The 13937-nt window shown below is 65.5% G+C and carries 9 protein-coding genes; 6 read left to right on the top strand and 3 right to left on the bottom strand.

Going from position 1 to position 13937, the window contains the following annotated elements:
- Window positions 1-83 precede the first annotated feature (83 nt).
- Both C9I57_RS09345 and C9I57_RS09340 read left to right on the top strand, forming a co-directional pair.
- Window positions 84-566, top strand: a complete 483-nt coding sequence (locus tag C9I57_RS09345; protein ID WP_107150342.1) for a DUF2778 domain-containing protein — start codon at window positions 84-86, stop codon at window positions 564-566.
- A complete protein-coding gene (locus C9I57_RS09340) occupies window positions 563-820 on the top strand; it encodes a non-ribosomal peptide synthetase (RefSeq protein WP_107150341.1) in 258 nt (85 codons plus the stop codon). Before C9I57_RS09345 ends, C9I57_RS09340 begins: the two co-directional genes overlap by 4 nt.
- Before the next feature lie 151 nt (window positions 821-971).
- Here C9I57_RS09340 and C9I57_RS09335 read toward each other — a convergent pair whose 3' ends face one another.
- Complete coding sequence (locus C9I57_RS09335; protein WP_107150340.1) at window positions 972-1265, bottom strand: DUF1330 domain-containing protein; 294 nt, start codon at window positions 1263-1265, stop codon at window positions 972-974.
- A gap of 302 nt (window positions 1266-1567) precedes the next feature.
- Complete coding sequence (glnE, locus tag C9I57_RS09330; RefSeq protein WP_107150339.1) at window positions 1568-4354, bottom strand: bifunctional [glutamate--ammonia ligase]-adenylyl-L-tyrosine phosphorylase/[glutamate--ammonia-ligase] adenylyltransferase; 2787 nt, start codon at window positions 4352-4354, stop codon at window positions 1568-1570.
- A 190-nt stretch (window positions 4355-4544) separates the two neighbouring features.
- Here glnE and C9I57_RS09325 point away from each other — a divergent pair, with 190 nt between their 5' ends.
- From C9I57_RS09325 to aroG, 4 genes are all read left to right on the top strand, one after another.
- A complete protein-coding gene (locus C9I57_RS09325; protein WP_107150338.1) occupies window positions 4545-8801 on the top strand; it encodes a YhdP family phospholipid transporter in 4257 nt (1418 codons plus the stop codon).
- Between the two features lie 27 nt (window positions 8802-8828).
- Window positions 8829-9680: a carbon-nitrogen hydrolase family protein gene (locus C9I57_RS09320; RefSeq protein ID WP_107150337.1), complete on the top strand. Its 852-nt coding sequence runs from the start codon at window positions 8829-8831 to the stop codon at window positions 9678-9680.
- A 44-nt stretch (window positions 9681-9724) separates the two neighbouring features.
- Window positions 9725-11191, top strand: a complete 1467-nt coding sequence (tldD, locus tag C9I57_RS09315) for a metalloprotease TldD (protein WP_107150336.1) — start codon at window positions 9725-9727, stop codon at window positions 11189-11191.
- Between the two features lie 375 nt (window positions 11192-11566).
- Window positions 11567-12640 carry a 3-deoxy-7-phosphoheptulonate synthase AroG gene (gene aroG / locus C9I57_RS09310; RefSeq protein ID WP_107150335.1) on the top strand — a complete coding sequence of 358 codons (1074 nt, stop codon included), beginning with the start codon at window positions 11567-11569 and terminating at the stop codon, window positions 12638-12640.
- Between the two features lie 26 nt (window positions 12641-12666).
- Here aroG and hmpA read toward each other — a convergent pair whose 3' ends face one another.
- Window positions 12667-13881 carry an NO-inducible flavohemoprotein gene (gene hmpA, locus C9I57_RS09305; RefSeq protein ID WP_107150334.1) on the bottom strand — a complete coding sequence of 405 codons (1215 nt, stop codon included), beginning with the start codon at window positions 13879-13881 and terminating at the stop codon, window positions 12667-12669.
- Window positions 13882-13937 lie beyond the last annotated feature (56 nt).

Below are 13937 nucleotides of genomic sequence, written 5' to 3'. Positions count from 1 at the left end.
TGCCGCGTGAAATCCGCCAATGGCTCGCTTGACCCGCGACGCCGCTCGGTGAACCCGTCGTGCGGTCCACTGCTCTGAACGTTATGCCGATATCCTGCCAGTTCCACTTGAACAATAACCAGTTCTCCACGCTTTCGTGCACCGGTGTTGGCGCGTTCACCGCTTTTTCGGGGAACGGCGAGGGACGCGACAATCCTGCCGCAGTCGATCAGCCGGATGTCGGTCCACTGCCGCCCGGCCGGTACTATATCGTCGACCGTGAGTCGGGCGGCCGGATGGGCAGTATCCGCGATTTCGTCCTTAAGCATTTCTACCGCACGGACCGGACCGCTTGGTTCGCGTTGTACCGCAACGACGACATTATTGACGACTGGACTAGCGTGAACGGCATCCGCCGCGGCAACTTCAGGCTTCACCCAGTTGGGCCGCGGCGGCTCAGCGATGGCTGCATCGCCCTTGTGAGTCCCAGCCAGTTCGAAATACTGCGCGATCGCCTCAAATCGGCTTCGACCATTTCGATTCCCGGAACTACAATGCGCGCCTATGGCACCGTGGACGTCCGATGAAACGCTTCAAATTTATCGCACCGAACTTGGCGGCCACCCTAGTCATTGCGCTAGGCGTTGCGCGCGTCCTCGGTTCTATCCCTTTTGCGCCTTGGGCGACGGAAGCGCTCGTCCGCTTCGCCGCATGGTTCGGCGCGTATGGCGACGAACAAGTGGAGGACGTCTACGCGATAGCCAGTTTGCTCGCCGCTTTGATACTGGCGGGAACTCTCGTCTGGACTACCAGCCGGCTGCTGAGGCGACGCCGCGGCTAATCGTCCATGTTCGGCGCATCGACGCGCCGGCACCGCAATCATCAAGGTTCCGGGCGTTGACGTCGACCGATTGTTCATCGCCGACTACTGCCCGATGTGGTCGATAGCACCTGACCCATTCCGGGCGGTCACATCTGTCGAAAGCGGCTACTCACGGTTGGGTTTCAACTACGAACATTCGCGCTTGCTGAGCCTCCTGACGTTCTGCCTTTATCGGCGCATACCTCTCCGAGTTGTAGAAGGCTAGCGCTTGCGCGAGAGTCGGAAACTCAAACACGCCAGCCATCGGCAGCGGCGCCTCATCCCCCTCCAGAACCTGCGCAACGGGGCCGAAATGTAGTATCCGTCCGCCCGCTTCTTCTAGGGCAACCTTAAAGCGTGGAGCGAGCCGCGCCTGCTTTGAGGAATCGATGACGCGCAAATTGACGTGTACGTATGCTGGCATTGTGCCTCCTCAAATGGCTCGATCGTAAAATAACAAGAGGCGTTATTTTAGGATCCACCGTTATCCTAAAATAGTGCTGACTTGTGTGTTCCGTCGGGTCCGTCCGAAAGTCCTTATTGGCACGTCGTATCGATGATTATCGAAACGGTCACAATGCCCGATGACACGAACAGTCAACGTCCGCTGGCTGCTACAGGGACGGCCGCTGAAGTATTTGGAGCGCACGCCGGCGAATTGCAGGATGTGGCCCGGCAAGCGCCTGTCGCCCTTGCCGAAAACGGCAGTTCATCATTAACCGCACGTCAACCAAACACGCGCCGCCAAAGCCCCAACACGGCCCCACGCTCCGCGCCAATGCTCTCCGGCGCCACGCGCGCAATCTCCATCCCGTCGAGCCTCAGTCGGTGCTGCAACTTTCGATAAGTGCGATAAGCACCGCCGACCGTCTCAGCCTCCTCGGCGCTCATCAACCCAAAATGCGAGACCTCTCGCAACAGCGCGATATTCCCGGTATTGAGCACGAGCTCCGGATGCCGCGCCGCATGGAGCAGCACCCAATATTGAACGACGAACTCGATATCGACCATCCCGCCGCGATCGTGCTTCAGATCGAACAACTCCGTGCGATTCGGATGGCCCGCGGCGACGCGCTCTCGCATCGCCACGATCTCCGCAGCAAGTGGCGCCGCCTCGCGCGGCGTCGTCAGCACCTGCTTGCGGATGGCCTCGAACTGCGCGCCGATCTCCGCGTCGCCCGCACAAAACCGTGCGCGCGTGAGTGCCTGATGCTCCCAGACCCAGGCCGCATTGGCCGCATCGCCCTCGCGCAACTGATAACGACGGAACGCATCGAGATCGGTGATGAGCAGCCCCGACTCCCCGTTCGGCCGCAACCGCAAGTCGACATCGAACAAAGTGCCGGCACCTGTTGATGTCGTGAGCCAAGTGATGAGGCGACGCGCGAAAGTCGCATAGATCTCGGCCGCCGCTTCATCCGGGTCGTCGTAAAGAAAGATGAGATCGAGATCCGACGCGTAGCCAAGCTCCTTGCCGCCAAGCTTCCCATACGCAATGATCGAAAAACGCGGCACATCGCGATGCCGCTTCGGCAGATGCCGCCAGACGGCCTCCATCGTCACATCGAGGACCGAATCGGCCAGCTCGGAGAGCCGGTCGCTCACCTGCTCGACCGTCAGCTTGCCGGCCAGATCGATGAGCAGAATGCGGAAGACCTCGGCCTGATGAGCATGGCGCAGCAAATCCATCTGGAGCTCGACGCCGTCCGCCGCGGCAAGCCGTGCGCGCAGCGACGCCCGGAACGCGCCCCAATCGAACGGGCTCGCGATCGCCTCGTCGTCGAGTAGTTCGTCGAGCAACTGCGGATGGCGCGTCAAGTACCCGGCCGCCCAGCGCGAGGCCGCGAGCACCCCTATTACGCGTTCGAGCGCTGCCGGATACTCGTCGAGCAATGCGAGGTAGGCGCTGCGCCGACTCACCGTTTCGAGCAGATCGAAAAGCCGCGTCAGCGTCGGCGCACGGGTCACCGCCGGCTCGAGCCTCGCCGCGGCGTCCAACGCCCGGCGCGCGATCGTATCGAAGCGCTCACGGCTACGCTCGGGGAGGCCGAGATAGCGTGTCGAACGGCGAACAGCGGTGAGTCGCGCGAGCACCTCCCCCGATTGGTCGCCGAAACCTTGCTCGGCCAGTCGGGCGGCAAGCGCTTCGCTAGCCGCATCGTCTTCCAGCGCGCTTTCCCAGACCCCGGCCGCCGCGCCTTCGTCGGGCGCATCACCGATACCCCGCGCCTTGTCCGCAAAAATTTGATCGAACTGCGTCTCGACGAACTCCCGATAGCCGTCGAGCTTCGCCACGAGCGCAGCGTAGTCGGCAAAGCCAAGCGAAGCAGCGAGCCGCGCGCGCTCGTCCTCGTCGACAGGCATCGCATGCGTTTGCCCGTCGTGCCGATACTGCAGGCGATGCTCGAGCATGCGCAAAAACGTATAGGCTTCACCGAGCCTCGCGCAGACGGCGGGCGTCACCAGTCCGCGCGTCGCGGCATAGCGCAGAACTTGCAGCGTCGGCCGAATGCGAAAGCCCGCATCCTGCCCGCCGCGAATAAGCTGGAAGACCTGCGCGCTGAACTCGATCTCGCGAATCCCGCCGCGGCCGAGCTTGATGTCGTCGGCCTTTTCGGGGCGCATCGAGGCTCGCCGCCGCGCCTCCTCGCCGATCTGCCGGTGCAGCGCGCGGATCGCACTTATCACGCCGAAATCGAGATAGCGGCGATAGACGAATGGCTTCACGAGCGCGTCGAGCTGCCGCGCGAGGCGTTTCGCGGCTTCACTCTCGTCCTCGGAAACGAGCCGCCCTTTTATCCAGGCGTAGCGCTCCCACTCACGCCCTTGCACATAGAAATACTCTTCGAGCATGCCGAGACTGCAGACGAGCGGCCCGGCGTCCCCATTCGGCCGCAGACGCATGTCGACGCGAAAGACATAGCCGTCGGCCGTTGGTTCGGCGAGCGCGCCGATGAGCCGCCGCCCGAGCCGGGTGAAGAATTCCTGCGTCGTAACTGGTGCGCGCGTACCGCCGGCCGTCTCTCCGTCGTCTTCGTAGACGAAGATAAGGTCGATGTCGGACGAGACATTGAGCTCGCGCCCGCCGAGCTTGCCCATGCCGACGACGCCGAGCACGAGTCGCTCGCCTTCCGGCCCGCGCGGCTCGCCGAAGAGCGCTTCGAGCTCGGCTGAAAGCACCTCGAGCGCCTTCCGGATCGATACCTCAGCCAAATCGGTCATGGCCCCCGTGACTTCGGCCACATCAGCCCGCCCGCGCAGATCGCGCTCCATGACAGTGCAAAACACATCAGTTCGCAAGCGGCGCAACACGCGGCGCAACAGCGCCTCGTCGAAGGGCGCGCCGCTGGCCTGAGCCTCGTTCACCAGCTCGCCGAAACGCGCCTCGATCCATTCTCGCGTGACAGGCGCCTCGGCCCATTCGGCCAAGCGCTCGGCCAACTCGAGGCGCGCCGCGATCGCGCGCGCGGCGTAGGTGGAATAGCTGGAACTCGACAAGGAGGGTACGGTCATGAGCGGTGTGGGTCGCGGGTTGCCGCGACGGATGGAAAGCTCCGGAAAGCTTGACGGCGCGCCGGCGGCAGACCCTCAGTCCGCATAGCCATGATCGCTGGCGCCCGCCCCTGTGATACATTCGACGTCCAAGACGCCAAACTACCACAGCCCGGCCGCTCCACCCCGTTCACGCCCCGTTCGCCGCAGCATGTCCGACAGCAAGGAATCCGCAGCAAGAACCGTTGCCGGACAGTCGCTTCACGATCATCGGCTTCTTCGCCGCGCGCTGAAAATCGCGCTCGCGTTCGCCATCACGCTTTACTTCGCGGCCGCGGCCGCCTTCCTCGGTCTGCGCTATCTGCTGTTGCCGTGCATCGACGACTTTCGCCCGCGCATCGAGCAAGCTGTGTCGGCAACCATCCATGCCGAGCTGCGCATCGAGAAGCTCGCGCCCCACTGGTCCGGTCTCGAACCCGGGGTGGATGTGACGGGCCTCACGATACGCGATCGCGACGGCAATCTCGCGCTATCGGTGCCGCATGCGACGGCGACGGTCTCGTGGCGCTCGCTCGCACGCGGCAAGCCCGCGCTCGCGAGCCTCGTCGTGGACGGGCCCGATGTGCTCGCGGCGCGCGCGGCCGACGGCTCGTTGACGATCGCGGGCGTCCAGGTGCCGACCACGCACAAAGGCAACGACACGACCTTCACGAACTGGCTGCTCTCGCAGGAGGCGATCGTGCTGCGCGGCGGCAAGCTGCGCTGGCGCGACGACGTCCGCAAGGCGCCCGAGCTCGCGCTGCACGACATTCGCGCGGCCATCGTCAATAAGGGCTTCGAGCACTACCTCGCTTTGCAGGCGCCGGCCGAAGGCACGGTTCTCAAGGGCCCGCTCGACTTCCGCGCGCGCTTTCGCCATCGGCCCCTCGGCGAGCGCGGCAGGCCGCAAAACTGGACCGGCGAAACCTATATTTCAACGGGCCCCGTCGACCTGCCGATGCTCGCGCGCTACGTCCAGACGCCGATCGCGCTCTACGCCGGGCGCATCGACAACGCGATATGGGCGGACTTCTCCGGCGGCCATATCCTTGCGGCGTCGGGCACGCTGCAAGGCTATGACATCGCGCTGCGCGTGCGCCCCACCCACCCGCAACTCCATGTGCCCGTCGCGCAGTTCAGCTGGGCCGCCGAAATCGAGCCGCAGCGCGACTATCGCCTGCGCCTCTCGAATCTGCACGCCGAGCTCGGCCAGCCGCCGCTCGCCGACGGCACGCCCGTCACCCGGACGCTGTCCTTTTCGACGCTCGTGGGCCGTTATCGCCCGGCGAGTGTCGAGCACGGGCAACTGATGAGCGTCACGGGCGATCGCGTCGATCTCGGCGTGCTCGCAGAGTTCAGTCGGGCGCTCCCGGTGCCCGAACGCTTCCTCGACGAGCTCGTGCGTTTCGATCCGCGCGGGATGATCGCGAAATACACGTTCGAGGCCGAGCGAGCTCGGCCCGAGAATGCGCTCGCGGCGAGCGAGCAGCGCGTCACGGGCACGGCGCCGATCGTCCGCTACCGTGTGAAGGGCGACCTCGAAGGCATCAGCCTCGCCGCGCAGGAGCCGCCCCCGGGACTCTCGCCCGCCGGCCATCCGCGCGTAGGCTTGCCGGGCTTCGAAAACATTTGGGGAACGATCGACGCCGACGAAACGCATGGCGACGTATCGATCGATACGGTCAACGCGACGCTGACGGTGCCCGGGGAGTTCGACGACCCTCGCCTCGCATTCGACCGTCTGCGTGGACGCGGGCAGTGGACCGTGACGCCGGCCCCCGGCGAGCCCCACAAGGCGTTTGCGGTGACCGTGCCTGAGCTCAGCTTCGAGAACGCCGATACGGCCGGTACGGTCGTCGCGAACTATACGAACCCGGGGCACGGGCGCGGTGCGCTCGACTTGACGGCGAACATCGCGCGCGCGAAGGTCCCCGCCATCCCGCGCTACCTGCCGACGAGCGTCGGCGAGCACACGCGCCATTATCTCGGCCACGGTCTGCAGGACGGCATCGCGCGCAACGCAACGATCGAAATCCATGGCGGCCTCGACAAGTTTCCCTATTCGAGAGATCCGCACGCGGGCATCTTTCGCATCGTCGCACCGTTCTCGGGCGGCAAATTCGATCCCTCGCCCTATCCGCCGAAAAAGCTCCGGAACGGCGAGCCCGACGTCTGGCCGGCGCTCGAGGGCATCAACGGCGTCTTTACGCTCAGCGAGAACCTGCTGCGCTTCGATATCGACAAAGGCCACTACAAGCGCATAGCGCTGGAACGCGTCAACGGCCGAATCGCCGATCTCGGCAATCACGGGTCGAGCCTCGTCATCGACGGCAGAGCTCGGGGACCGCTCGCCGATCTGCTCGACTATTTGAATAACAGCGCCGCCGGCAACTCGACGGATCACGTGGGCGACACGCTCAGCGCTAGCGGGCCGGCGACCCTCGATCTCCAATTGACGGTGCCGCGCACACAGATGCCGCACGTGAGCGTGGCCGGCACCGTCGGGCTGCACGGCAACACACTGGCCCGTCCGCAATGGCCGCCGCTCGAGAAGCTCACGGGCGGCGTGCGATTCACGGAGCACACGCTCTCGCTCGAACGGATCGCCGGTCGCTGGCTCGGCGGCGAGTTCAAGGCCGACGGCGGGCTCGCGGCCAACGGCAGCTATGGCTTCGGCATTTCGGGACAAATCGCGGCGGACAGCGCGCGCGACTTCGACCGGAACGGAACGGCCGGCAAGCTGCTGGACCGTGTGCACGGTGCCGCGCCCTATGCGCTCGAGATCCGTGGCAGAAAAGGCGCCTTGCCCGAGGTCTCCGCGCATTCCGACCTCACCGGCCTCGCGCTCGATCTGCCCGCCCCGCTTGGCAAGCCGGTGGGCACGCCGATGCCATTCTCGTTCTCGGTGAAGCCCGAGCCGGCCCTCGCGCAAGATAACGGTTCGCCGCTCACGCGCGCGGACCTTGCACTGGGTCCCGTGACGGCTTCGTATCTGGTGCGTCACGGCGCGGTGCATCCCGATGCACTGGGCGCGCTCTCGGTCGTGCGAGGAGCGATCGGCATCGGCGAGCCCGCGCGGCTGCCGACCGAAGGGGTGAGCGCGGCGGCCGATTTGCAGTCGTTCGACGCCGACGCCTGGCGTACGCTCGTGACCGAGCTGCGCCAGTCGCGGGATACGGCCGGACCTCGAGAGGCCCGCCCCAACCCGGTGGATGGCAACGATTCGAGGGGCCACTCGGGCAGCGCGTCGAACAACGCATCGAGCAGCCAGTTCGCCCCGAGTCACTTCGACCTGCGGTTCGGTACGCTCAAGCTGCTCGAGCGCGAATGGGCGAACGTCCACATCGACGCGGAAGAATCGGGGCGCGACTGGCAAGCGCGAATTGCATCCGATCAGCTCACGGGCGATCTGAACTGGCGGCCCGGCGCAACGAGCAACGACGGCGGTCAACTGAAGGCCCATTTCGCCAAGGCGGAAATTCCGGTCGCCGTCGGGCACGCGCTCGTCGGTCAACTGTCGACGCCTTCGGCTCGGCATATGCCGGCCATCGATCTGACGATCGACGACTTCGTCGTGCGAGGGCACAAGCTCGGGCAGCTCGCCCTCGCGGCACACAATCTCGACGAAGACGGCGTGCCGGTCTGGCAAGTCGACAAGTTCGACATCACGAGCCCTGCCGCACACCTCGCCGCGACCGCCAACTGGCGCACGGCGCCGCGTCTCGGCGCGAACGTCGCTGCGGATACGCCGCGCCGCACGGCCATCGATTTCAAGCTCGACATTGCCGACGCGGGCGCCCTGCTCGATCAATTGGGCCTTCCGCGCACAGTGAAGGCCGGCAAGGGCTCGCTCACGGGCAGGATCGGCTGGCGCGGCGAGCCGACGGCCATCGATTACCCGACGCTTTGGGGCCACATGAGCGTCGACCTCCAGCATGGACAGATTCTCAAGGTCGATCCCGGCGTCGCGAAGCTGCTCGGCGTATTGAGCCTGCAAAGCCTTCAGCGCGTGATCACGTTGAACTTCCGCGACGTGATCGGCGAAGGGCTGCCGTTCCACAGCGTGACGGGCACGGGCCGCATCACCGACGGCATTGCGCGAACCGACGACTTCCGGATCGTCACCGCGCCGGCGCGCGCCGACCTCTCGGGCTCCGTCAATCTCGCCGCGGAGACGCAGAATCTGCACGTCGCGGTCACACCCACGCTCAATGCCGGCTCGGCCGTCATTGCTGCGACGGTCGTGAATCCGCTGCTGGGCCTGGGCGCGCTGGTGGCCAACCTGGCGCTCTCGCAGTCGATCGCCCACGCGTTCGCGACGCAGTACGCAATAACGGGGTCATGGTCGCATCCGCGCGTCGAGCGGGTCACCGGCGATCAGGGTAAGATGGTTGCTCCGGCCGAAGCAACCGGCAACACCGGCAACTGACGGAACTGACGGGTTACGTTGATCTCCATGAGCGATCTTTCGACTACACCGACGCGCTCCGCGCCGTTTCGCGTCGCCGCGCTGCAAATGGTGAGCACGCCCGAGCGCGAGCGCAATCTCGAGCATGCCGCGCGGCTCATCGCCGAGGCGGCGAGCGACGGCGCGCAGCTCGTGCTGCTGCCCGAGTACTTCTGCTTCATGGGCTTCAAGGAGGCGGACAAGCTCACGATGCGGGAAACCTACGGCGACGGCCCGATTCAGCGCTTTCTGGCCGACGCGGCGCGCCGCCACGGCCTCTGGGTCATCGGCGGGACACTGCCGCTCGCCGTCAGCGAGCCGTCCGCGGACCGCGAGCGCGTGCTCAACACGTCGCTCGTGTTCGATCCGCAAGGCAGGGAAGCGGCGCGCTACGACAAGATCCACCTTTTCAACTTCGAAAAGGGCGACGAGTCGTTCGACGAAGCGCGCACGATCCGGCCCGGCGGCGAGGTCCGCACCTTCGAGGCGCCGTTTGGCCGAGTGGGGCTGTCGGTCTGCTACGATTTGCGCTTTCCCGAGCTCTATCGGCGTATGGGCGATGTCGCCATGATCGTCGTGCCCTCGGCGTTCACGTACACGACGGGGCGCGCGCACTGGGAGATGCTGTTGCGCGCCCGCGCCGTCGAGAACCAGTGCTACGTGCTCGCCGCCGCGCAGGGCGGCACGCACGAGAACGGCCGGCGCACATGGGGGCATAGCATGCTCATCGACCCGTGGGGCGAGATCGTGGCCGAGCGCGCGGACGAGGGCCCGGGCGTCGTGGCCGGCGATATCGAGCGCCGGCGCATCGAAGAAGTCAGGCGCAGCCTCCCCGCCTGGCGGCACCGCGTGCTCGCATAGCCGCTTTTTCAATCACCGCATTCCGTTCGTTTCGATCTATTCGCATGAACATCATCGAACCCGGCATTCGCAATCTCGCCACGGCGAAAGACGCGCTGCTCACCCCCTATGGCCTCGACGAGGCGCTGCTCACGCGCACGCTCGCCGATATCTTCACGCACCGCGTCGACTACGCGGACCTCTACTTCCAGGCGACGCGCAGCGAAGCGTGGAGCCTCGAAGAGGGAATCGTGAAATCGGGCAGCTTCAGCATCGATCAGGGCGTCGGCGTGCGCGCCGTCTCCGGCGATCGCACGGCCTTCGCCTATTCGGACGACCTCTCGCCCGAGGCGCTGCGTCAAGCGGCCGAGGCGACGCGCTCGATCGCCAAGGCGGGCGGCGGCAAGCAGAAAATCCAGGCGGCAAGCGCGCTCAGGGGCGTCGCGGGCCGCGATCTCTATCTGGCCGCCGACCCGCTCGCCTCGCTCGACGCGACGGCGAAGGTGAAGCTGCTGGAGCGCGTCGAGCAGATGGCGCGCGGCGCCGATCCGCGCATTACGCAAGTGATGGCGGGCCTCGCGGGCGAATACGACGTCGTGCTCGTCGCGCGCAGCGATGGCGCGCTCGCGGCCGACGTGCGGCCGCTCGTGCGCGTGTCGGTGACGGTCATCGCCGAGCAGAACGGCCGGCGCGAGATCGGCACGGGCGGCGGCGGCGGCCGATTCGACTATGGCTATTTCACCGACGAAGTGCTCAAGCGCTACGTCGACGACGCCGTGAAAGCCGCGCTCGTCAATCTCGACGCACGGCCTGCTCCGGCGGGCACGATGACGGTCGTGCTCGGGCCCGGCTGGCCTGGCGTGCTGTTGCACGAGGCGATCGGTCACGGGCTCGAGGGAGACTTCAATCGCAAAGGCTCGTCGGCGTTCGCGGGACGCATCGGCGAGCGTGTGGCGGCGAAGGGCGTCACTGTCGTCGACGACGGCACGCTGCCGAACCGGCGCGGGTCGCTCAATATCGACGACGAAGGCAACCCCACGCAATGCACGACGCTGATCGAAGACGGCGTGCTGAAGGGCTACATTCAGGATTCGCTGAACGCCCGGCTCATGAAGATGCCGGTGACGGGCAATGCGCGCCGCGAGTCGTACGCGGCGCTGCCGATGCCGCGCATGACGAACACCTACATGCTGAACGGCGACAAAGACCCCGCCGAGATCATCGCTTCCGTGAAGAACGGCCTTTATGCCGTGAACTTCGGCGGCGGCCAGGTCGACATCACCAACGGCAAATTCGTCTTCTCGGCCTCCGAGGCCTACATGATCGAGAACGGCAGGATCGCGTACCCCGTCAAGGGTGCGACATTGATCGGCAGTGGCCCCGAATCGCTCAAATACGTGACGATGATCGGCAACGACATGTCGCTCGATACGGGCGTCGGTGTCTGCGGCAAGGAAGGTCAGAGCGTGCCGGTCGGCGTCGGTCAGCCGACACTGCGCATCGAGAAGATGACGGTCGGCGGAACGGTTTGATCGATCGGGTCCGGCTGGCCGGCGTTCCAGGCCGGCCACCGATGCAACCGTCTCTGCCCGTCGTTGCCGGAAAAAGCCCTCCCGTGCCTGCCGATCATGCCCGTTTTGCGGCTTTTTCCGGCACGCGACTTGCCAGCCGCGCGCAACCGGGGTATAAAGCGTAAGCACCTTTTTTGAGACGTCCCACCCGAGCCATGTTCACGAAGTTTTATTTTTACTTCTTTTGGCATCTCAGTCCGCTGGCGGATCGAGAGGGGTGTTAGCGCTCAAAGCGAACCCGAATTCCCGAGAGAAACCGCCGGCAAAGCCCGGCGGTTTTTTTTCGTGCCGCCGCCGCGCGCGAACTCGGCACCCTACCGACAGGAGAAACGCAGCATGCCCCCGCACAACACTGACGACGTCCGGATCCGCGAGCTCAAGGAGCTGACTCCGCCCGCGCATTTGATCCGCGAATTTCCGTGCACGGAGCCGACCTCCGATCTCATCTTCAGCACACGCCAGTCGCTGCATCGGATCCTGCACGGGATGGACGACCGGCTCATCGTCATCATCGGACCGTGCTCGATTCACGATCCCAAGGCGGCGCTCGAATACGCGGGCCGGCTCGCGGAGCAACGCCAGCGCTTCGCCGGCGAGCTCGAGATCGTCATGCGCGTCTACTTCGAAAAGCCGAGGACGACGGTCGGGTGGAAGGGTCTCATCAACGATCCCCATCTCGACAACAGCTTCAAGATCAACGAGGGGCTACGAACCGCGCGCGAGCTGCTCGTCGGCATCAATGAGCTCGGCTTGCCGGCCGGCACCGAGTTCCTCGACATGATCAGCCCGCAGTACATCGCCGATCTCGTCGCCTGGGGCGCCATCGGCGCGCGCACGACCGAGTCGCAGGTCCACCGCGAGCTTGCGTCGGGGCTGTCGTGCCCGGTCGGGTTCAAAAACGGCACGGACGGCAATGTGAAGATCGCCGTCGATGCGATCAAGGCCGCCTCGCAACCTCACCACTTTCTCTCGGTAACGAAAGGCGGGCACTCGGCGATCGTATCGACAGCCGGTAACGAGGATTGCCACGTGATCCTGCGCGGGGGCGTGAAGCCGAACTACGACGCCGAAAGCGTCGACGCCGCCTGTTCCGCGATCGGCAAGGCCGGTCTGGCGGCGCGGCTCATGATCGACGCGAGCCACGCGAACAGCTCGAAGAAGCACGAAAACCAGATTCCCGTTTGCGCCGAGATCGGCCGGCAAGTGGCAGGCGGCGACGAGCGCATCATCGGCGTGATGGTCGAGTCGCACCTTGTCGAGGGACGGCAGGATCTGCTGGAAGGCTGCCCGCTCAACTACGGCCAGAGCATCACCGACGCGTGCATCGGCTGGGACGAGAGCGTCGGCGTGCTGGAGCGGCTGGCCGATAACGTGAAAGCACGGCGTGTCGTGCGCGGCAGCGGGAACTGACCGGTCCCGCCGCGCTTATCGCCGGATCAGACCGCGCCCGAACCGAACACTTCCGTGTGGATGCGCGCCGCATCCACACCTAGCGCGACCAATGCGTCGCGCTGGAACTGCATGAACGGAATCGGCCCGCACAGGTAGTAATCGGCATCGGGGAGCAGCGCCTGCTCCGCAATGCGCGCGAAGTCGATTCGACCGGTGAAGTCGTAGTCGACGCCGGGGCGATCGGCATCCGTCACCTCCTCATAGAAGACGGCGCGCGTCACGTTCGCATGCTTCGCCACCGTATCGGCGAGCCACGTCTTGAACGCATGCACGCGGCCGTTGCGGCAAGCGTGGACGAACGCCACGCGGCGAGTACTGCCTTCGGCCACGAGGGAAGACAGCATCGACATCATCGGCGTAATGCCCACGCCGCCCGAAACGAGCACGACGGGCGTCGTCTTCGTGCGATCGAGGCAGAAGTCGCCCATCGGCGCCGTCACTTCGACGATCGAGCCTTCTTCCACGCCCTCGTGCAGCAGCGTCGAGAGCCGCCCCGGCGGCACGTCCTCTTTGCCCTGCGGCGCGCCGTGGCGCTTCACCGAAATGCGCAGCCATTTGCCGTGCGGCGCGTCCGACAAGCTGTATTGACGCGGCTGGTCGACGCCGAGTTCGCCGACATAGCGCTTGACCGTGACGAACTGCCCCGGCTCGAAACCGCATGCCTCGGCGCCGTCGGCCGGCGTCAGGTAGAACGAGGTGATTTCATCGCTCTCCACCACTTTGCGCGAGACGATGAACGGCCGATACCCGCTCCATGCCGCGCCCTGATAGAGCTTCGACTCGACGCCGATCATGATCTGGGCGAGTTGCGCATAGGCGGCGCGCCAAGCCTCGAGCGTCGCCTCATCGACAGCTTCGCCAAGCACTTCGACCACGGATGCCAGGAGGTTCTCGCCGACGATCGGATAGTGCTCCGGGCGGATATTCAAGCTCGCGTGCTTGTTCGCGATGCGGCCGACCGCCGTCCCGAGCGCGGCGAGATTGTCGATGTTCGCCGCGTAGGCGTAGACCGCATGCGCCAGCGTCTCGGCCTGGCTGCCGCTCGCCTGATGGGTCTGGTTGAAGAGGTTGCGCAGCTCCGGGCGGTTGGCGAACATGCGCCGGTAGAAGTGCTTCGTGATCGTGGCGCCGTGCTCGGCGAAAACAGGCGCGGTCGCCTTGACGCGCGCGATCTGGTCTGCGGTGAGAGGGGAACTCATTCGGCTGCTCCTCGTTAAAGATGCGCACAATTTACATCTTTATCAGCAAATCTTAA

The sequence above is a fragment of the Trinickia symbiotica genome, from assembly GCF_003028655.1.
Taxonomy (GTDB): domain Bacteria; phylum Pseudomonadota; class Gammaproteobacteria; order Burkholderiales; family Burkholderiaceae; genus Trinickia; species Trinickia symbiotica_A.
The sequence above is the reverse complement of the archived record's forward strand: the minus strand, read 5'-3'. Positions and strand labels throughout refer to the sequence as shown.

What these genes read in the sequence shown, in the direction of transcription:
- C9I57_RS09345 (WP_107150342.1), top strand. Translation starts at nt 84, where the DNA reads ATGCCGATATCCTGCCAGTTCCACTTGAACAATAACCAGTTCTCCACG.
- C9I57_RS09340 (WP_107150341.1), top strand. Translation starts at nt 563, where the DNA reads ATGAAACGCTTCAAATTTATCGCACCGAACTTGGCGGCCACCCTAGTC.
- C9I57_RS09335 (WP_107150340.1), bottom strand. Translation starts at nt 1,265, where the DNA reads ATGCCAGCATACGTACACGTCAATTTGCGCGTCATCGATTCCTCAAAG.
- glnE (WP_107150339.1), bottom strand. Translation starts at nt 4,354, where the DNA reads ATGACCGTACCCTCCTTGTCGAGTTCCAGCTATTCCACCTACGCCGCG.
- C9I57_RS09325 (WP_107150338.1), top strand. Translation starts at nt 4,545, where the DNA reads ATGTCCGACAGCAAGGAATCCGCAGCAAGAACCGTTGCCGGACAGTCG.
- C9I57_RS09320 (WP_107150337.1), top strand. Translation starts at nt 8,829, where the DNA reads ATGAGCGATCTTTCGACTACACCGACGCGCTCCGCGCCGTTTCGCGTC.
- tldD (WP_107150336.1), top strand. Translation starts at nt 9,725, where the DNA reads ATGAACATCATCGAACCCGGCATTCGCAATCTCGCCACGGCGAAAGAC.
- aroG (WP_107150335.1), top strand. Translation starts at nt 11,567, where the DNA reads ATGCCCCCGCACAACACTGACGACGTCCGGATCCGCGAGCTCAAGGAG.
- hmpA (WP_107150334.1), bottom strand. Translation starts at nt 13,881, where the DNA reads ATGAGTTCCCCTCTCACCGCAGACCAGATCGCGCGCGTCAAGGCGACC.